This is a genomic window from Terribacillus sp. DMT04, assembly GCF_019056395.1.
Taxonomy (GTDB): Bacteria; Bacillota; Bacilli; order Bacillales; family Amphibacillaceae; genus Terribacillus; species Terribacillus aidingensis_A.
Window position 1 is genome coordinate 684,451 of the sequence record NZ_CP077639.1, and the last position, 19,655, is coordinate 704,105.

20 protein-coding genes are annotated in these 19,655 nt (G+C 41.9%); 16 read left to right on the forward strand and 4 right to left on the reverse strand.

The window, feature by feature from the left end; genetic code table 11:
* Positions 1–30: 30 nt before the first annotated feature.
* Both KS242_RS03740 and hmpA read right to left on the reverse strand, forming a co-directional pair.
* Positions 31–672, reverse strand: a complete 642-nt coding sequence (locus KS242_RS03740; RefSeq protein WP_217323076.1) for an NAD(P)-dependent oxidoreductase — start codon at positions 670–672, stop codon at positions 31–33.
* Between the two features lie 239 nt (positions 673–911).
* Positions 912–2,087: an NO-inducible flavohemoprotein gene (hmpA, locus tag KS242_RS03745; RefSeq protein ID WP_217323077.1), complete on the reverse strand. Its 1,176-nt coding sequence runs from the start codon at positions 2,085–2,087 to the stop codon at positions 912–914.
* Between the two features lie 156 nt (positions 2,088–2,243).
* Between hmpA and KS242_RS03750 the strand changes: the two genes are divergently transcribed.
* Positions 2,244–2,675 carry an RrF2 family transcriptional regulator gene (locus KS242_RS03750; RefSeq protein ID WP_217323078.1) on the forward strand — a complete coding sequence of 144 codons (432 nt, stop codon included), beginning with the start codon at positions 2,244–2,246 and terminating at the stop codon, positions 2,673–2,675.
* Positions 2,676–2,720: 45 nt separating this feature from the next.
* Here KS242_RS03750 and KS242_RS03755 read toward each other — a convergent pair whose 3' ends face one another.
* Positions 2,721–3,362: a cupin domain-containing protein gene (locus KS242_RS03755; RefSeq protein WP_217323079.1), complete on the reverse strand. Its 642-nt coding sequence runs from the start codon at positions 3,360–3,362 to the stop codon at positions 2,721–2,723.
* Positions 3,363–3,557: 195 nt separating this feature from the next.
* Here KS242_RS03755 and KS242_RS03760 point away from each other — a divergent pair, with 195 nt between their 5' ends.
* The 15 genes from KS242_RS03760 to KS242_RS03830 all read left to right on the forward strand — a co-directional run bounded on the left by KS242_RS03760 (position 3,558) and on the right by KS242_RS03830 (position 18,478).
* Positions 3,558–5,303, forward strand: a complete 1,746-nt coding sequence (locus KS242_RS03760) for a sensor histidine kinase (RefSeq protein WP_217323080.1) — start codon at positions 3,558–3,560, stop codon at positions 5,301–5,303.
* Between the two features lie 80 nt (positions 5,304–5,383).
* Positions 5,384–6,055, forward strand: coding sequence for a response regulator transcription factor (locus KS242_RS03765; protein WP_217323081.1), 672 nt, complete (start codon positions 5,384–5,386; stop codon positions 6,053–6,055).
* Positions 6,056–6,069: 14 nt separating this feature from the next.
* Complete coding sequence (locus KS242_RS03770; protein WP_217323082.1) at positions 6,070–6,216, forward strand: teichoic acid D-Ala incorporation-associated protein DltX; 147 nt, start codon at positions 6,070–6,072, stop codon at positions 6,214–6,216.
* Between the two features lie 17 nt (positions 6,217–6,233).
* Positions 6,234–7,736 carry a D-alanine--poly(phosphoribitol) ligase subunit DltA gene (gene dltA / locus KS242_RS03775; protein WP_217323083.1) on the forward strand — a complete coding sequence of 501 codons (1,503 nt, stop codon included), beginning with the start codon at positions 6,234–6,236 and terminating at the stop codon, positions 7,734–7,736.
* Positions 7,733–8,890, forward strand: a complete 1,158-nt coding sequence (gene dltB, locus KS242_RS03780; protein ID WP_217323084.1) for a D-alanyl-lipoteichoic acid biosynthesis protein DltB — start codon at positions 7,733–7,735, stop codon at positions 8,888–8,890. The genes dltA and dltB overlap by 4 nt, the downstream gene beginning before the upstream one ends.
* A 15-nt stretch (positions 8,891–8,905) precedes the next feature.
* Positions 8,906–9,142 carry a D-alanine--poly(phosphoribitol) ligase subunit DltC gene (gene dltC, locus KS242_RS03785; protein ID WP_254391799.1) on the forward strand — a complete coding sequence of 79 codons (237 nt, stop codon included), beginning with the start codon at positions 8,906–8,908 and terminating at the stop codon, positions 9,140–9,142.
* On the forward strand, positions 9,142–10,302 hold the full coding sequence (dltD, locus tag KS242_RS03790) for a D-alanyl-lipoteichoic acid biosynthesis protein DltD (protein WP_217323086.1): 1,161 nt from the start codon (positions 9,142–9,144) through the stop codon (positions 10,300–10,302). Before dltC ends, dltD begins: the two co-directional genes overlap by 1 nt.
* Positions 10,303–10,404: 102 nt before the next feature.
* Positions 10,405–10,983, forward strand: coding sequence for a DUF2238 domain-containing protein (locus tag KS242_RS03795; RefSeq protein WP_217323087.1), 579 nt, complete (start codon positions 10,405–10,407; stop codon positions 10,981–10,983).
* A gap of 114 nt (positions 10,984–11,097) precedes the next feature.
* Positions 11,098–11,550: a GNAT family N-acetyltransferase gene (locus tag KS242_RS03800; RefSeq protein WP_371747592.1), complete on the forward strand. Its 453-nt coding sequence runs from the start codon at positions 11,098–11,100 to the stop codon at positions 11,548–11,550.
* Positions 11,551–11,702: 152 nt separating this feature from the next.
* Entirely contained in the window at positions 11,703–12,899 is a 1,197-nt protein-coding gene (locus KS242_RS03805) for an ornithine--oxo-acid transaminase (protein WP_217323088.1), read from the forward strand.
* Between the two features lie 14 nt (positions 12,900–12,913).
* Complete coding sequence (locus KS242_RS03810; protein WP_217323089.1) at positions 12,914–13,822, forward strand: aldo/keto reductase; 909 nt, start codon at positions 12,914–12,916, stop codon at positions 13,820–13,822.
* 164 nt (positions 13,823–13,986) lie between these two features.
* A complete protein-coding gene (locus tag KS242_RS03815) occupies positions 13,987–14,610 on the forward strand; it encodes a TetR/AcrR family transcriptional regulator (RefSeq protein ID WP_217323090.1) in 624 nt (207 codons plus the stop codon).
* Between the two features lie 179 nt (positions 14,611–14,789).
* Positions 14,790–16,259, forward strand: a complete 1,470-nt coding sequence (locus KS242_RS03820; protein WP_217324054.1) for a DHA2 family efflux MFS transporter permease subunit — start codon at positions 14,790–14,792, stop codon at positions 16,257–16,259.
* Positions 16,260–16,493: 234 nt separating this feature from the next.
* Positions 16,494–16,988: a PH domain-containing protein gene (locus KS242_RS03825; RefSeq protein WP_217323091.1), complete on the forward strand. Its 495-nt coding sequence runs from the start codon at positions 16,494–16,496 to the stop codon at positions 16,986–16,988.
* Positions 16,988–18,478 (forward strand): PH domain-containing protein, encoded by a 1,491-nt coding sequence (locus KS242_RS03830; protein ID WP_217323092.1) that lies wholly within the window; start codon positions 16,988–16,990, stop codon positions 18,476–18,478. The genes KS242_RS03825 and KS242_RS03830 overlap by 1 nt, the downstream gene beginning before the upstream one ends.
* Before the next feature lie 497 nt (positions 18,479–18,975).
* On the opposite strand, the gene KS242_RS03835 is transcribed toward KS242_RS03830, so the two are convergent.
* Positions 18,976–19,209 carry a YozQ family protein gene (locus KS242_RS03835; protein WP_217323093.1) on the reverse strand — a complete coding sequence of 78 codons (234 nt, stop codon included), beginning with the start codon at positions 19,207–19,209 and terminating at the stop codon, positions 18,976–18,978.
* Positions 19,210–19,655: the final 446 nt, after the last annotated feature.

The window sequence follows — 19,655 nt, forward strand, 5'->3', positions numbered from 1 at the left end:
AGCGCTAGACTTCGAGTCTAGCGCTCTTTTTTATGCTTTTTCTCCTACAACGGAGAAGCGTTCATTTGGATGAGCTGGTTTTTCAATTTCATCTAAGGCAGCTATCGCAAAGTCAGCATAGCTGATATAGCTCTCACCTTGATTATTCAATAGAAGGATGTCGCCGCCAGTTTGGTAGTTGCCAGTCCGTTTCCCATCTGCGTCAAAAATACTGGCTGGACTGATGAATGTCCATTGAATGTCGTTGCTGTCTTGCAATTCTTTTAGATTCTCAGCCATATTAGAAGCTGTCGGATAGAAACTTTCCGGGAAGTCTTCTGTCTCCAGAATACGAGTCGTTTTCTTTTCATCTGTGAACAAAGTTCCAGCACCGCCAACAACGAGGAGGCGAGTCGAAGGAGCACCTTTCAGTGCATGCATGAGTATGCGGCCTGCTTCTATATGCTGCTCTTCTTGACCAGAAGGTGCATTAAAGGCATTAACAATCACCTCGAAGTCATTAATATCCTCTGTTTTGATATCAAAAATATTCTTTTCTAATATGTTAATATCATCTTTTTGAACTTTAGCCGGGTTCCGTACAATAGCTGTTACTTCATGGCCGCGTTCCGCAGCTTCTTTTGTAATGAGGCTTCCGGCTTTTCCTGTTGCGCCAATGATTCCAATCTTCATTTGTATGTCTCCTTTATTTTTTGTTTGCAATCTAAAACTTGCCTGTACATACCTTTTACCCTATTCATTTCGCGTTATTCTATTTAGAAAGAATTTTTAAAGGAAGTCAGCTAGACGTTAAGTCATTAAACAGTCGCTTTACTGTTTGCGTATATTTTGGGGCGGAAAATATGGGAGAATAGAAAGAGGTCAACTAAAAAAGCGCATTGCCGATGATGAGGCAATGCGCTTTATTTGTGTTATTCTGCTTTCTCTAAGTCTGCTGCTGGTCCGAAAAATTCAAAATGAATCTGCTCTTTGCTGAAGCCAGTGCGAAAGAGTGTAGAGATGACGAATTCCATGAATCCAGCTGGACCACAGACATAAACATCACTATCTGCGTGGACCATATTTTGGAGCACCGTTTCGTTAATTCGATTTTCTTCGTAGTATGTTTGATAAGTTAAGTTGGGCATCTTCTCTTGAAGAGTTTGAATCTGCTTCGTAAAGGCAGCGTATGCTGGTGTGCGTGCTGCTTGCAGGAAGACAATTTCCCGAGTTGGCTCTTCTGCTGCGAGTGTTTCCATCATACTCATGATTGGTGTGATTCCGACACCGCCAGCGATGAATGTAATAGCATTATCTGACTTTTCGCTAAGCGTGAAGTCACCAGCAGGTGCACTTACTTCCAGTGTATCTCCTTCTTTTACTTGGGTATGCAAGTAGACAGAAACCTTACCGTCTGGATTGTTATCGTCTTCTTTTTTGACGGAAATACGGAACATATCTGATGACGGTGTTTTAGATAAACTGTATTGACGGATCATCATGTACTTCTCGCCAGGAATGGATACGCGTACGGAAATATACTGACCTGGTGCAAACGAAGGTACATGCGCTGCATCAGCAGGTTTCAAGTAGAAGGAAGTGATAACGTCACTTTCTGGAACGATTTTTTCAACAACAAAGTCTTTGAAATACGCCCAGCCGCCTTCTTTTTTCTCGTTTTCTTCATACATCGTGGCTTCTACACCAATGAACGCATCCGCGATAACACCGTATGCTTCTCCCCATGCATGAAGAATCTCTGGAGTTGCGTTATCTCCTAGTACCATCTTGATCGCTTTGAGTAAGTATTCGCCTACAATTGGGTAATGCTCTGGTTTAACACCAAGGCTTACATGTTTATGTGCTATTTGTACAACAGTCGGGAGAATTTGTTCTAGTTTATCAATATGCACAGCAGCAGCATAGACAGCATTCGCGAGTGCAGTCTGTTGTTTTCCTTGAGCTTGGTTAGCGTGGTTGAAAATGTTCAGCAGTTCTGGATGAGCTTTAAATAGTTCTTCATAAAAGACAGTCGTAATTTGGGTTCCGTGTACTTCTAGTACAGGTACAGTGCTTTTAATAATGTTAATCGTCTCTTTTGATAACATGGTTGATTCCTTCTTTCGTTGAATTACTTTTATCATAAAGCTAATTCTGGTTAAAAGATATATTTAGAATACCACTTTAACAAAAGTGTCACATTCTCTTTATGTCCAATCTCCAGGCTACTTGTGCTATAATCCTCAAGAAGAGGAGGAATAATAATGCGGTTAACAATGTATACAGATTTCTCCCTGCGGATCCTTCTATATCTGGGAACACAAGAAAAAGTCAAGCTGTCGACGATTCAGGAAATCGCGACTGCCTATAAAATATCTAAAAATCACTTGATGAAAGTGTCGCATGAACTGCGGCAAGCAGGTTATATAGAAGCAGTAAGAGGTCGGTCAGGAGGTATCAGGCTGGCTCGTGATCCAAAGGACATTAATGTAGGAGCTGTCGTACGGCAAATGGAAGATGATTTTCACTTGGTGGAGTGCTTTAATCGGGAAAATAATACGTGTCCGATTGCTTCTGTTTGTGGCCTAAGAGGGGTTCTTGGCAAGGCATTGCATGCATATTTGCAGGTGCTGGATGCTTATACGCTACAGGATTTATTGCAAAACGAAGCCGATTTGCGGATGCTGCTTCAATAATGAATAAGTAAGAAAACAGCCTTTCCCTAAGGGGAGAGGCTGTTTTTATTTGAAACGGTAATATTGTTGTCCATCCGTATTATATGTTGGAGGAGATATGTTCGGGTCTTGATAAGGTGAACTGTTTTCTAGAACAGTTCTTTGATTACATTCATCAGGCGGACCAATAACAATCGTTTGATTGTCAAGCGGTCTCAACGTTTCGCGCAGCTTCTTTTTATCGAGGCAATATGTTTGTGCCAATACTTCGACTGGCGTTTTAGCCAAGATGTCGGATCCGAAAATATATTCAGGGTAAGGTGCATCAAATATTGTCAGCAAGTGCGTTTCATCTTCAGCTGCTGTCTCCCAATGCCACCAGCCTTGCGGAATATTTGCTACCTGACCTGGTGTAATGGAGATAGACTCCACGTTATTGGTAAAAGGGTTAATAAGCGAAACGTGTGCGGAACCCTGAATTGCATAAATCAGCTCAGCTGCATTTTGGTGATAATGTGGTTCAACCGTCTTTCCCTTACTCAGGAAAATATCAAGCAAAGATACATTTCCTAATGTATTTAATACATCACGGCCAAGTCGGTTGATATAATTTTGGTTATTTCTGGTGAATAAACGATTTTTATTTACATCATTAAAATATTGCACATTGTTTTTGGTGTAGTCTATATATCCGTTATCTTTCCCCATGTGTACCCTCTTTTCTGGTGATATGTCCCGAAGTTAGCTTATGCAGCAAATCAAAGTTTGGATTTTACAAAAAAAGGTTCCGCATTTTATGAAAAACAGGTACGATATGGAGGCTGTATCGGTGGACACACAAAAAACATACTCGTGATTTAAAGTATATATACCAAATCGTCGTAAGAAATAAAGGAGTACAACATGAGAAAACGCGGCATTACTGTTAAGTTGTTTGCTGTGACAGCGCTGTTCTTTCTGGCTTTTTACGCCATGATTATGATCTTTCAGCTGTTGTTTTTTGATCGATTTTACGAGCACCATAAAACAAAAGAAGCTGCAGCGCATTTGCACCGGTTAGCAAATGGCTATGAAGATGATTCCTGGAGTGAGGAAGAACTGACAAAGCAGACGTTAGCTTATATGAGGGAAACAAAGAGTCCTTTAACAATCGTCGACAAAGATGGCTATCAGCTTGTGCGAGATCCGTTTAACATTATGATGAAGACAGAAAGTGGTGAAGAAGTGGAAGTAGCACTTTCTTTACTCGTAACAGATTATGGGAATGATTTGCGTACGCTGGACATCAAGAAGGGAGACACACTAACTGTCCAAGGAGAAACTGATGGAACAGTCACAACGGTGATGTATCCTTCTGTTATTACCAATGAAGATGCCAGTGTCGGTGAAGATTTAGTAGATAATGAAGTAACCATGCAAGGAACAGTAACAAGTATCTCGCTGCCCGAGTCAGGAATGTTGAATAAAGGAATAGGTTTGCTTTATGACGCTTTGCTGGAGTGGTTCCCATTAGAAAAAGCCGAGTTGAAAAAGCTATCCAAAGGAGAAAGTCTGCAGTTAGATTGGATAGAACCATGGAGCGGAAAACATAACCTTGTACTAATTGATCCCGTTGAAAAAGAAGGAGAAAAACAATACTTATTCTCTATAACGTCACTGCAGGAGATTAAGGATACAAATGAAGCATTGCAGTTGTTTTATTTTTATATCGGTATTGCTGGTTTGGTGCTAATTCTTTTGCTGTCTCTTATTTATTCCCGTCTTGTCAGCAGACCGCTGATCAAGCTAAATGAAATGGCCAAAAAGATGGTACATCTTGATTTTTCCTCAGCTAAGCCGATAAAACAAAAGGACGAGTTGGGGAGCCTTTCCAATAATATGCTGACAATGGCGCAAAACCTTGATGCTGCTTTGAGTGAATTAAAGCAAGCAAATGGACAGCTAAAGCAAGATATGGAGAAAAGAAAGCGGATGGAAAAGGCACAAAGGGAGTTTTTCGAGCATGCTTCACATGAGCTGAAAACACCGCTTAGTATTGTCAAAAGCTTTGCAGAAGGACTTCAGGATGGCGTTAGCCCTAATAAGCAAGATCATTATGTGCAAGTAATTATAGAAGAGTCAGATAAAATGGAAGTCCTGATTAAAGACATGCTGGATTTAGCAAAGCTGGAGAACGGTGTTATTAAGCTGCGCAAAACGTCTATTATGCTCAGTGAAATGATAGAAGAATTAGCTGCCAAGCTATTTAATATGGCAAAAGAGAAAAATGTGACAATAGAAATCATTCCGCAAAACGAACTGCCTATAACGGCCGATTATGAATGGATGGAACGCGTGATGCGGAATTTTCTTGTGAATGCTATCCGGCACAGCGAAGCTGATTCTGTCATTACCATAAGAATAGCGTCAGACCAGGAAACTGGCAGCAGTAACTTTAGCATTGAGAACAAAGGGCTGCATATACCGGAGGAGCAAATGAAGAAAATCTGGACACGATTTTATCGGACAGAAGCCTCACGCAGCCGCATGACAGGTGGTACCGGACTGGGATTAGCAATCATCCAGCAAATTCTCACGCTTCATCGATTTGATTACGGAGTGGAAAACACGACAGAAGGTGTCCGCTTCTTCGTTAAGTTTGATAAATAGTAGGATAAATTGCTTAGAGGACACATGAAAGACATACAAGCTTGTTAACTTATGTATATAGAGTGGAAGGAAGATTCACGATGGGGAAGAAAGTGTTGCTTGTCGAGGATGAAGTGAGAATCCGGGAAGTAGTAGCTGACTACTTCAAAAAAGACGACTGGGAAGTGTATGAAACGGATAATGGCAGCAGTGCTATTGATTGGTTTGATGCGGTTTATCCCGATTTAGTCATTCTCGATATTATGATGCCGCAAATGGATGGATTTGCTGTTACCAAGCAAGTTCGCATGAGGTCTGGTGTACCAATTATCTTGCTGACAGCGAAATCTAGTGATAATGATAAGATTCATGGATTTGAACTTGGTGCTGATGATTATGTTACCAAGCCATTTAGCCCAAAAGTGCTAGTAGCACGTGCCAATTCGTTAATGAAGCGGGCAACCGAACATTATTTGCCGACTGGTCATATGATCAGCTTCGGGCAAGCAATCGTTAATACAAAGTCTCATCAGCTTGAGCTCGATGGCCAGCAAGTCGAATTGACACCAAAAGAATATGAATTATTGGTGTTCCTGCTTCAACACAAAAATAACGTCCTTTCACGTGAAACAATTTTGAATCACGTGTGGGGGTTAGATTTTGATGGAGACAGTCGAGTAGTTGATACACATATAAAGAAGCTGCGCGCCAAATTAAACTGCGAATCCCATCATATTCGAACGGTTATTGGAACTGGCTACAAATTTGAATAGAAGGAAGAAAGAAAATGGATAAGCTTAAGCAGCTGTATACACACACAGGTGTCCGATTTGCTTTACATACTTGTTTTTATCTGGCAATCCTTGTCACCCTGTTTTTGATGTACGGATTCCACACGGCCAATACAGGCAACTATATTTATAATGATTTTTAAATGGAGAAGATAATAAGATGAGACTTTTAACACGCATTGCACAGCATGCAGCAAGCAACCCAGAGCAGGCAGCATTTCGGACAGACGACAACGTGCTGACTTACGGAGTGCTTTGGGACAGGGCAAGCAGACTGGCAAGTTTTATACACGCCGCGCAGCTTGGTCGGCAGACGCCAATTGTTGTGTATGGTCATATGGGAGCTGATATGCCGGTATCCTTCCTCGCCTGTGTACAGGCTGGCCACCCTTATATTCCGGTCGATACATCCATTCCAATGGAACGGATGCGTCTTATCGTGGAAAAATCCGGTGCACAATTAGTAATCAATACGACAGATAGCGTACTGGACCTGAATCATGTTGCTGTTTTACATATGCAGACACTGCATTTGGAAACAGAACAGTTTATCGGTGAAGAACACTGGGTGCAGCTAGATGAAGTGTTTTATATCATTTATACCTCCGGCAGTACCGGAAATCCAAAAGGCGTTCAAATAACTGCTGCAAATCTGCAGTCTTTCACAGATTGGATGACAGGTGACTTTCCATTACATCAAGGGAAAGTATTCTTGAATCAGGCACCATTTTCATTTGATTTGTCTGTCATGGATTTTTATCCTGCGCTGCAAAGCGGTGGAACTGTGCATGCATTGGAGAAAGAAGTAATCAATAAGCCTAAGCTTTTGTTTGAGAGCTTGAGTCATTCTAGCGTACAAGTATGGACATCGACTCCTTCTTTCGTACAAATGTGTCTCCCAAATCCGGATTTTAATGAAAAGATGCTTCCGAAGCTTGAGTTATTCCTGTTCTGCGGGGAAGTACTGCCGCTTGCGGTGGCCAAAGAACTGAAAAAACGTTTCCCAAGTGCAAGGATTTTTAATACGTATGGACCGACCGAAGCAACAGTTGCCGTGACATCTGTTGAGATTACCGGCGAATTTCTTGAAAAGAAAGCAGCACTGCCGGTTGGGTATGTGAAACCTGATATGCGTATTCTCGTTGTGGACGAAGCGGGTAATCCGCTGGCTGATGGCGAAAAAGGAGAGCTTATCCTTGCAGGTCCGAGTGTGTCAAAAGGCTATCTTGGAGAGCCGCTGCTGACGGAGAATGCATTTGGCATCATAAACGGAATGGCTGCCTATCGTACTGGAGATGCGGGCTTTATGCAGGACGGATTGGTGTACTGCCAAGGTCGGCTGGATTATCAAATCAAACTGCATGGCTATCGGATGGAGCTGGAAGAGATTGAGTTCCACCTGAATCAATCTGCGTACATAAAGGCTGCACTTATTATTCCGCATGCACCGAATGAGGAAATTGAATACTTGATTGCAGCAGTTGTACCAGCAGATCATAATTTTGAAAAAGAATACCAGCTGACAGCTGCTATTCGTAAGGATCTTGCCTTGCGTTTGCCAGCATACATGATTCCGCGGAAATTCACGTATCACACTGCAATTCCGATGACGATGAATGGAAAAGCAGACCGTAAGGGAATGAAGGAAGAGGTATTCGCATGACCCCGTATAGTTCCTTCTTTTTCTTTATTATTCTAGGTCTCTTGCTGCTGCCGACAATGATTCTCGGCATATTGGGCAAGCGCCTTCGGTATTACAATGTATTCGTCTCCATTATTGTATTGGCTATTATATTTTCAGAAGGAAGCGCAGGTTTTCTCTCGTTAGTTGCCTTTACAGCTCTGCAGCTGCTACTAATCAAAGGCTACATTGCTTATAGGCAGAAAAAGAATAGCAGTCTCGTATTCTATGTAATGAGTATGCTGTCCATCCTGCCATTGATCTTATCAAAGGTGTTACCGATATTGGCAGTGGATAATTGGGCGAGCTTCCTCGGTATCTCTTATCTTACATTTCGAGCTGTCCAAATCATTATCGAAACAAGAGATGGTTTAATGAAGCAGCAGCTGTCTATTTATCAGCTTGTTTATTTTATGCTGTTTTACCCGACCATCTCGTCAGGTCCGATTGACCGTTTCCGCCGCTTTCAGAAAGATGAAGAAATGCGCTGGACGCCGGAGGAATACAAGGAACTGCTCTATAAAGGAATTAACAAGATTTTCCTTGGATTTTTATATAAGTTCATTATTGGCTACAGCATCAATACGTACTTCATTATGAATCTTGATCAGATAGCAGATGGTAAGTTTACGTATCATTTGCTGTACATGTACAGCTACAGCTTGTACTTATTCTTCGACTTTGCCGGTTATACAGCGTTTGCAGTCGGAGTGAGCTATATAATGGGAATACGCTCGCCGGAGAACTTTAATAAGCCATTCATCAGCCGCAACATCAAAGATTTCTGGAACCGCTGGCATATGTCGCTTTCGTTCTGGTTTCGTGATTATGTGTTCATGCGCTTCGTCTTTTTGATGAAGAAGAAAAAATGGATACAAAACAAAATGCTCGTCTCGAATTTAGGGTATATCCTGCTGTTCCTGCTGATGGGAGTGTGGCATGGATTAGCCATTCAATACATCATCTATGGTGCATACCACGCCTTGATGATGACCGGTTTTAATTTCTTTGAGACTTGGAATAAAAAACATAAACGCTGGCCAACAGGCAGAATGATGACGGTTGTGTCAATCGTCATTACTTTTCATGTTGTCTGTTTCGGATTTTATCTGTTTTCGGGCAGACCATTTCAATAAAAGGGGAATAGAATGATGGAATTTAAAGAGAAAGTACTACAAGTGATTGCAGAAGTTTGTGAAGATGATGTGGTAAAAGAAGAGCATGATATGGATATCTTCGACGCAGGATTGATTGATTCCTTCGCGACAGTAGAATTACTTGTTCAATTTGAAGAGCAGCTAGCTATCAATGTACCAATTACTGAATTCGACCGAGATACATGGAACACACCAAATGCGATTGTAGATCGTTTAAATGAGCTGAAATAATGAAGAGGAAGTATCTTTTCGGACCAATCATTCTTGCATTGGTCCTGTTTGCCGGATTTGTGTTCGTACCGGCATCATGGCTGGCTAAGTTAGTTCCAGCAGATCGTTTGGAAGAAGCAGCTATCAATCTGGAGCCTGCTATGTTCCAGGGAACATATTTACAAAGTGAAATGCTTAAAGATGCATCATATGTGCCGATTTATGGTTCTTCTGAACTGTCGCGCTGGGACCCATTTCATCCATCGAATTATTTCGAAACAACTGATGCTGCCTTTACACCTTATTTAATAGGAAAAGGTGGAATGACTTCTATTATTCATGATGTGAACTTTGCAACACATGCTGATCAACTGAAAAACAAGCAGATAGTAATTATCGTATCACCGCAATGGTTTGTTAAACATGGTACAGACGAGCAGCATTTTGCACCAAACTATTCTTCGCTGCAGGCATTTCAGCTGCCTTTCAACAAGGATGTAGACGAGCAGGTGAAACGAAAGTTGATGGAGCGTTTGATGACATACGACGCAGTTAAAAACGACACGTTGCTATATCAGTTGTATGATGCGTATCTGAATGACAACAAAGTGTTGTTTACTAGTTTATCAGTTCCTGCAAAAGCGTATCTATCCATGCTTCAGAAAAAAGATTTGTATTTCACACTTCTAAAAGAGAAGCCAACCAATCGGCATCAGTCAGATACAGTGAAGAACAAGTCATGGGAAGAACTGCGAGCCCAAGCCGATATATATGGTGAGAAACGGACACAGCACTCCCAATTCTATATGGATGATAAGGTGTATAAGCATAAGCAGCACTACATCAAGAAGATGGAAGGAAAGAATAAAGGGCATTCCTATGCGGAGTCACTTGAATATGAGGACTTCCAGCTGATGCTGGATATTCTCCAACAAGCACAAGCGAAACCATTGTTTGTTGTGATTCCTGTAAACGGTGCATACTACGATTACACCGGTTTTCCAAAGCAAGGAAGAGAAGCCTACTATGACCGAATTAAAAAACAGATTTCAGATAGCGGGTTTACTTACGCCGATTATTCCGGTCACGAACATGATCCGTATTTTATGCGGGACACAATTCATATCGGCTGGAAAGGCTGGGTTTATTTAGATGAGGATATACAAGAGTTCCTCAACTAGCATGGAGACGATTCACTTGAGAGGTGAATCGTCTTTTTTGTATTTGCATTAAGAACTGCTTTGACTGGTTAGACTAAGGAAAAGAGTCAAAGGAGAGAGAATATGAAAAAAACAATTATTGCGTTAAGCATCTTATTTATCAGCTTTATGCTAGTCTCTTTTGTAATAGAAATTAAAAATGGAGACACAAACTCTTGGACAAAAGGCGGCGGCCGGGTAATTATGAGTGCTTTGCCATTAGGATTGCTGTTTCTCCAGCGTACGCCATTTCGTGTGCCGCATATTTTGGGCTATTACGCCTTGCTCGTTTGTACCTTTATTTTAGGAGCTATCTTTCATTTTTATGATACATACAAATGGTGGGATGTCACATTGCATGTTGTTGGCGCTATGTATGTTGCATGGCTCGGTCTGGCTATATACCGTTATAAAGTACTGCGGCCATCAGGAATTGAGATTTCACGGTGGATTATCTTTCTTTTTGTGTTAGGTATAGCTGCTCTAGGGAGTGCCATTTGGGAAAGTATTGAATTTATTGGAGATATGACGGTAACGAGTGTGATGCAGCGAAGCAGAAACAAAGATACAATGACCGATTTGATTGCAGGGCTGATAGGTGGCGTGATCGTAGGGATTTTGGCTTTGTTTCGGAATAAGCCGCTGGAGGGGAAGAAGGTTTAAATCTGCTAAGAGTGCAATCAGATTTTATATTGGTCAGATGAGTGAAAAGTCTTGCAATTAGAACATATGGCTTGTTTAAATAAAACTAGCAAATAAGTAAAGGCAGGTAACTCATTGAATACATACAAAGTCATTACAACGGAAGAAGATTTTGAGAAAGCAAAAGCGATGCGTACGGCAGTGTTTGTAGAAGAACAAGGTGTAGCGCATGAGGATGAATTTGATCAATTTGATGTGCTGGGCGGTGCTTGTCAGCATTTATTGGTTTTCCATGACGGAGAAGCTGTTGGAACAGGACGGCTTCGGTTTGTGGGAGATTTCGGAAAGCTGGAGCGTATTTGTATGCGGAAGGAATTTCGTAAGCATGGACTTGGACGCGTTATTATTGAGAGTCTAGAGGACCTTGTCCGTCAAGCTGGTAAAACAAAATTCAAGCTGCATGCACAAGTGCAGGCGAGCGGCTTTTACCGGAAGCTCGGTTATGTGGAAGCTTCCGAAGTTTTTGATGAAGACGGTATTCCACATGTGGTGATGGAGAAGCAGGAAAAAACGGCAACAATTCTATAAAATAGCAGCTAAAATGTCCAGTACAGCTGGACATTTTTTTGGTTTCGAGTTAAAACGCTTACAAAGAGAAGCTGCTTTGTTAGAATATAAGAATAGTCAGAAATATTGCGCTGATCATGGGCGCCAAATGAACCTGGAAAGGGGCAGTTGGGATGAAAGCTACAGATGCACAGCACTTGTTGCAGTTGACGGATCAGTTTGGGGCAAATAACTACCACCCGCTTCCTATCGTTATTTCGAAGGCAGAGGGCGTATGGGTGGAGGATACCGAGGGGAAGCGGTATATGGATATGCTGAGTGCCTATTCGGCAGTGAATCAAGGACACCGGCATCCGAAAGTCATCACAGCTCTGATCGAACAAGCGCAAAAGGTAACACTCACTTCCCGTGCCTTTCATAATGACCAGCTCGGGTTATGGTACGAAAAGATGGCAGCTTTCACTGAAAAAGAAATGATCTTACCAATGAATACTGGTGCCGAAGCAGTGGAGACAGCTGTTAAAGTTGCCAGGCGCTGGGGGTATGACGTCAAGGGCCTTGCGGACGACCAGGCAGAGATTATCGTCTGCAGCGGGAATTTCCATGGCCGGACAATGACGGCTGTGTCATTGTCTTCAGAATCTGCATATCGACGTGGATTTGGACCGATGCTGCCTGGTATTAAAATTATTCCTTACGGTGATTTGGAAAGCTTAAAGGCTGCCATCACGCCGAATACTGCAGCGTTCCTGCTGGAGCCGATTCAAGGAGAAGCGGGTATCATTATTCCGCCAGACGGCTATTTAAAAGCAGCTTCCGAGCTATGTAAAGAAGAAAATGTGTTGTTTATTGCGGATGAAATTCAAGTAGGTTTAGGACGTACAGGTATGCGGTTTGCCTGTGACTGGGAAGATGTTGTACCGGATGTATACATTCTAGGCAAAGCGCTTGGCGGCGGTGTGTTTCCTATTTCCTGTGTGGCGGGGGATAAGCAAGTGTTAGGGGTATTTAATCCTGGTTCGCACGGTTCTACGTTTGGCGGAAATCCGCTGGCATGTGCGGTATCCATTGCAGCACTGGACGTAATAGAACAGGAAGATCTTGCGGCGAGGTCCAATCGTCTTGGCACCTATCTTCAAGAACAGCTGCAGCAGCTGGCCTCGGACAAAATAAAAGAAGTTAGAGGAAGAGGCTTGTTTGTTGGAATAGAGCTAACCGAGCCTGCGCGACCGTACTGTGAACAACTCAAAGAACTAGGTGTGCTGTGCAAGGAAACACACGAAACTGTTATTCGAATCGCTCCGCCTCTAATTATCACCGAAGATGAGCTCGAATGGGCAATAGATAGATTGAAGCAAGTATTGCAGTAAAAGGAGGCACCACAATGAAATTAGGAGCAAGCAAACTTGAAACAGCTCCAATTGCGCTTGGCTGTATGCGAATGAAAGATCTAAATAAACAGGACGCTTTACGAGTAATTGAAACAAGTAAAGAGGCAGGCATCACTTTATATGATCACGCAGATATCTATGGTGCAGGATCATCAGAGGAAACATTTTCTGCGGCGCTGAAAGAAAGCGCGGTGAAGCGGGAGGATATTATTCTGCAATCGAAATGCGGCATTCGAAATGGTTTTTTTGATTTTTCGAAGCAGCATATCTTATCTAGTGTCGATGGAATACTGGAAAGGCTGCAGACAGACTATCTTGATGTACTTTTGCTGCATCGGCCAGATGCTTTAATGGAACCAGAAGAAGTAGCGGATGCGTTTGGGCAGCTGAAGGAAAGCGGAAAGGTAAGACATTTTGGTGTCAGCAATCATCAGCCCTATCAAATTGATCTGTTAAAGCAGTATATAAAAGAAGATCTTATTATCAATCAGCTGCAATTCAGTTTAATGCATACACCCCTGCTGGACGCCGGCTTGAATCTTAATATGCAAAACCGGGAATCAGTCGTGCGTGACGCTGGTGTACTGCCTTACAGCCAGCTGAATGAGATGACGGTGCAAGCTTGGTCGCCATTCCAATATGGCATGATTGAAGGCGTCTTTATCGATAACCCGGCATATCCAGGCGTCAACAAGGTATTGCAGGAGGTTGCTGAAACGTACAACGTTAGTAAATCGGCAATTGCTATTGCTTGGATATTGCGACATCCTGCCAAGATTCAAGCTGTTATTGGATCAATGAATCCAAATAGAATTCACGCCATTAGTGAAGCGCAGAACGTGAAGCTAACGAGGGAAGAATGGTACGGCCTTTACCGGGCTGCCGGCAATAATTTACCTTAATAGAAGAGGCAAAAACGGATTTCCTAGTGAATGGAAATCCGTTTTTTTAATGCATCAGTGGAACAGAGAGTGAATTGTATTGACATATGACACGGTGTCACATTATAATGAACATATCATCAATATGACACGTTGTCATATGTTAGGCAGGAGAGAAATGAAGGATGCCAAAACAAACGTTTCTTCAATTACCAGAAGAAAAACAACGAACATTAATAGATGCAGCTAAGAAAGAATTTTCACGTGTACCTCTCCACGAAGCATCTATCGCTAACATTATAAAAGGTGCGGGTATACCGAGAGGCAGCTTTTATCAATATTTTGAGGATAAGGAAGATCTTTATTATTTTCTGCTGAATCAGCTGTCTCAAGAGAATAATAAAAAGATAACAGCTATTCTGAAGGAGAAGAATGGCGACCTGCTAGGGACGTTGGAGGATGCATTCCGTCATATGATTTCTTTGCGTCATGACCCAGAACACGGCGAGCTGTTAAATCATGCTTTTCGTAACATGAACTATCGCAAAGAAAATACGATGGCCAACAGCATGTATAAAGAAAGCTTAAAAAATGAGCGATCTCAGACATTAGAATTGGTAGATACCTCTTATTTGAATATAAAAGATAAGCAGGAATTGTTGCATATCATCAAGATTGTCGGTGCAATTACGTTTCATAATCTTGTTCAGGTATTTGTTCATGATTTGACGGAAGAAGAGGCGATTGCGAATTATACGACGCAGATTGACTTAATAAAAAGAGGTCTGCAAAGAAAAGAGGATATGTGATGTATAGCAAGGTGATCAAGAAAAGCGACAAACTTATGAAGAAAGTAGTTGAGACACTGCAAAAACAAGGGATCAACGCTAGCCTTTGTAAACGGCCGTCTTTACAGCATTAAAATTATCTAAAGGGAGATAGAAAGTTGAACTCAGAAATATCACAACCAAGAAAAGTGCCATACTTGATGTTGGCGATTTTATTTGTCGGAGCGTTTGTTTCGTTTTTAAATAACTCTTTACTAAACGTCGCGCTGCCTTCCATCATGGTGGACTTAAATATCAAAGATTACTCGACTGTCCAATGGCTGGCAACTGGCTATATGCTGGTGAGCGGGGTCTTGATTCCTGCTTCGGCGTTCTTAGTCACACGTTTTTCTAACCGTATGTTATTTATTACGGCAATGGTTATTTTTACATTAGGTACTGCTTTGGCCGCCTTTGCGCCAAACTTCGGCCTATTGCTAACTGGTCGTATGATTCAGGCGGCTGGTTCCTCCGTTATGGGGCCACTGCTTATGAATATTATGCTTGTCAGCTTCCCGCGTGAAAAACGTGGTGCAGCGATGGGGATTTTTGGTCTGGTCATGATTACAGCGCCAGCTATCGGACCGACTTTGTCTGGTTATATCGTGGAATATTATGACTGGCGTGTATTGTTTGAAATGATTCTTCCATTGGCAGTAATCAGTGTCTTGCTGGCTGTCTGGAAACTAAAAAATGTCATGCCGCAAAATAAAGAAGCAACACTAGATTATTTATCAATTGTATTGTCTTCCATCGGTTTTGGCGGCTTGCTTTACGGCTTTAGTTCTGCAAGCTCTGATGGCTGGACTGATCCAGTTGTGTTGACAACTTTGATTGCAGGAGCGATTGCACTCGTTATTTTTGTTTTACGTCAATTGCGAATAGCGAAACCTTTGCTGGACCTTCGCGTTTATAAACATCCAATGTTTGCGCTAGGTTCTGTCATTTCAATTGTAAATGCCGTGGCGATGTTTTCCGGTATGATTTTAACACCAGCATATGTACAGAACGTACGTGGTATTTCACCGTTGGATTCCGGCTTAATGATGCTGCCTGGTGCGATTATTATGGGGCTGATGATGCCAATTACTGGTCGTCTTTTTGATAAATTCGGACCGCGTATCCTAGCAGCTGTCGGCTTAACAATTACGGCTGTTTCCACTTATATGCTGGCGAATCTGCAGCTCGATTCCAGCTATGCTTACATTATCGTTGTTTATACATTACGTATGTTCGGTATGTCTATGGTGATGATGCCAATTATGACAAATGGGTTGAATCAACTGCCAACTGCTTTGAACCCACACGGTACAGCGGTGAATAACACAGCACAGCAAGTATCTGGTTCCATCGGTACTGCCGTTCTTGTTACCATCATGAACTCTGTAACCAAGGACGAGGCGACAAACTTGATGGCAGGCGTAGATCCAGCAACTCTGACAGAAACAGCAACTGCTTTAATGACACAAAAAGCATTGCTTGCTGGTATTCATGCTTCCTTCTACGTAGCACTTGGTATTAACATCTTGGCATTGGTGCTTGCATTGTTTGTGAAGCGAGTAGATACAAGCAGTGAAGCTGTTGCAAAAATTGAAAAGCAAGACGTTGGTCAGGTCAAGCCTGCAAACTAACAAGAATGGATTCGGTTTTTACCGGGTCCATTCTTTTTTTGTATTTCTAGTATTTTAAATAATTGCAGGTCCTCTCTACCTTCCTATACCCACGATAACCCTCATTTACTTATTTTTAACAGAAAATCTATTGCCTGCTTGCTCCGCGAATTGTACTATTAGATTCGTACAATTTTGAAACCATTATAACTAGTACACGTAAATAACAGAAATAGAGATAAAGTGGGGGAGTATATGGAGACACAAGTAAAAGAACCGAAATTTAAACTGCCCAAAGAATCATTGCGGGTCGGAATTATAGGTGACATTATTTTTGAGGCGATTATTCTGCTCATTTTTGCGGGTTTATTTGTTTTTGATTATCTATTTGAGTGGCCAGCCTGGATAGGGACAGTGCTCATAATCCTGCTAATTGCTTCTGTGCCGTTTGGTATTATCGGCTATTTCGCAACGGTCATTGATCATCGTAATTGGCGCTACGACATAGATGAAGAATATGTCCAGCTGCGACAGGGAGCTTGGTTCCAAAAGGATCAGCTTATTCCCGTGACGAAGATTCAGTCAGTTGAAACAAAGCAAGGCCCATTGCTAAGGAAATATAAACTTCGGGAAGTTGAAATAGAGACGATGGCAGGCGAGTATAGTATTCCAGGGCTGCCAGAGAAGGAAGCATATGCATTGCGAAATGAAATCGCAGCGTACGCCAAAGCAAAGGAAGAGGATGACTAATGGAGACAAAACGTTATCATCCGGCCATTATGCTGTTTGGTATTGCAAAGGTGATAAAGGCTTGGATTGTTCCGCTTATAATTGTCACAGTTTTTAATAGTGCGGATAACTGGTGGGGGAAATATGCCGGTTATATCGTGTTGGCTATTATACTGCTATCCATTGTTCATGATATCTTAAAATGGTTTTTTGAGAAATATGCAACGGATGATTATGCATTTCATTTATACAGCGGAATCTTTACTAAATCAAGTCGCACTGTACCATATGAGAAGATCCAGAATGTAACGAAACATAAAAAAATGCTGCATCGATTGTTAGGCTTGGCTGCAATAAAGTTTGAGACAGGGTCGCAGGAGCAAGCAGTTGAATTTCAAGTGCTTCGAAAAGCAGAGGCGGATCGCCTGGAGCAGCTGGCAAATCAGGAAACTGTTCCAACTCAGGAGGCAGCAGTAATAGAAGAAGAGTCGGATGAATTTGCGGTTGAAGCACCCCAGCCTAAGGTCAAAGAGCGATTCATCCATTTCAAACCAACCAAAAAAGAGCTGATAAAGGCTTCGTTTACATCGTTAAGCTTCCTAATTATACCTCCGTTACTTGTATCCTTTATATTAAAGGCAGACATTTTCTTTGATTGGGATGATGTTCGTCAGTATTTACCATTATTGAAGGTGTGGTGGATTACAGCGATTGGACTTGTCATTCTGCTTGTACTGTCCATGCTGATTGGGATGTGGCGAGTACTGCAGAAATATGGCAACTATGAATTAGCAACAGACGATAACCATATCTACATACGCACCGGGCTTCTGGATGAATCATCGTTTTCCATTCGCAAAGATCGCGTGCAGGGAATTGAAATAGCCCAACCGCTTTTGCATCGTCTCCTCGGGTTAGCTAAAATAAAGCTGATTACTACAGGTGCATTGGATTTAAGCGAAGACACAGAAGAGATTAATTCCTTGTATCCTTATTTCCCTTTAAAACGGGCATACGCGATGCTCGCAGAGATACTTCCAGAATACGAAGTAAAGCGAAACATGTCTAAATTAGAGCCAAAAGTTCTTGTTTACCGCATGCTGCAGCCAAGCATCATCTGGCTGATTGTTACCATCACGCTGTTTTTCTGGCGGCCGGATGTGCTGGGTTTTGAAATCAAATGGTGGATCGCAGCCATAGTACTGTTCTGTTTTATCGAGCTATATCGATATCTAGACTTTAAGCATACGCAGTATGTAATTAGTGAGAAGTTCTTCCAAATAAAATCAGGCGCGTTTACGACAAAGACATTTGTTACAAAGCGAAATAAAATGATTGAGATTGCCAGTATGCAAAATCCATTGCAGCGCTGGCTCGGGTTAGCTACCATTACATCCATTAACCGTGCAAAACCTGTTTTGCATAATAAGATTAAAGATATACCTGCAGCAGAAGCAGCGCGATTCTACGCATGGTTTTACCAGCGAACAGAGGATGTTCGCAAGCAATAACAGCATACAACGAGTCTGGGACATAACTGTTTAAGCTATATAAAAATCCAAACAATACTGCAATTAACAGCAGCGTTGTTTGGATTATTTGCATTGGGAATTTAGATGAACGCATCGCTTCAGAAATACACTCCGCTTTCCTGCGGGCGGCTGGGGAGCCTCCTCGTGCAAAAAGCGCACTGCGGGGTCTACCCTAGCCTTCCTCCCGCGGGAGTCTCCGTGTATTTCCTACGCTGATTCTTGTTATGAGGACCCTTACTAGTATAGAAAGAATACGTAGACTCCTCGAAAATAAAAAGCGATTTTCTTGTCGGAATCTACTTCAAAAGCCATTCTTGTCCGACGATAACAGCTAGATTTGGAAAGCAGCAACTGTCAGAGGGCTGCATGAAAAAGTATGGATCTAGTCATTGTTCGCTTTTAGGATGAATTAATCTTGTTTTGTCCCAGCCTCATACAACAGGACAGCTCACAAGTGGGCTGTCCTGTTTGTTTGTTCAGAATCCTTCTCGTGGGATTTCTTTTCCTTGTTTGTTTTTTAGGGAACCATCCTTAGTTACATTATCAATATGCCCGTCAATTGTACCTTCTGTGTACGTGTCTGTTACTTGTTCGTGCGTCACGGCTGTTCCTTGATCAATCTCGCTAGTCGCTCCATAGTCTGAAGGATCGTATTGCTTTTCTGCAACTTTATTTGCATTCTCTTGCGCTCGTTTTTTTGATTTTGCCATTTTGTATGCCTCCTTCCAATTAAGCCTTAGTTTCTCAAAAGTGTGCACAGAATATGCCACACTCTTTCATTTGAAGAATTTCCCTGTAATACACAGCAAAACTCCTGTTTATTAATTGAAGTGTTTATAACAAAACCTCATTGGGAAAAATATAAATATGAAGGTGGATATTGAAGAAATTTAGCAAGTGAAATATATTGCAATGTAAACGCTTTCAATATAAAATGTATGTAAGCAGGAAGCTATTCTACATCCTCACAATAGAAGGAGTGGACGTGACATGAAAAAGAATGACAATAATTTTTTCGTCGGATTATTATATGGTACAGGCCTAAGTATTCCGTTATGGGTTACCTTTATTGCAGTTGCGAAGGGGATATCAGAAGCGGTATCCTAACGGAGCAGAAAAGCGTCAGCAGAAGCTGGCGCTTTTTTCGTGTATACTA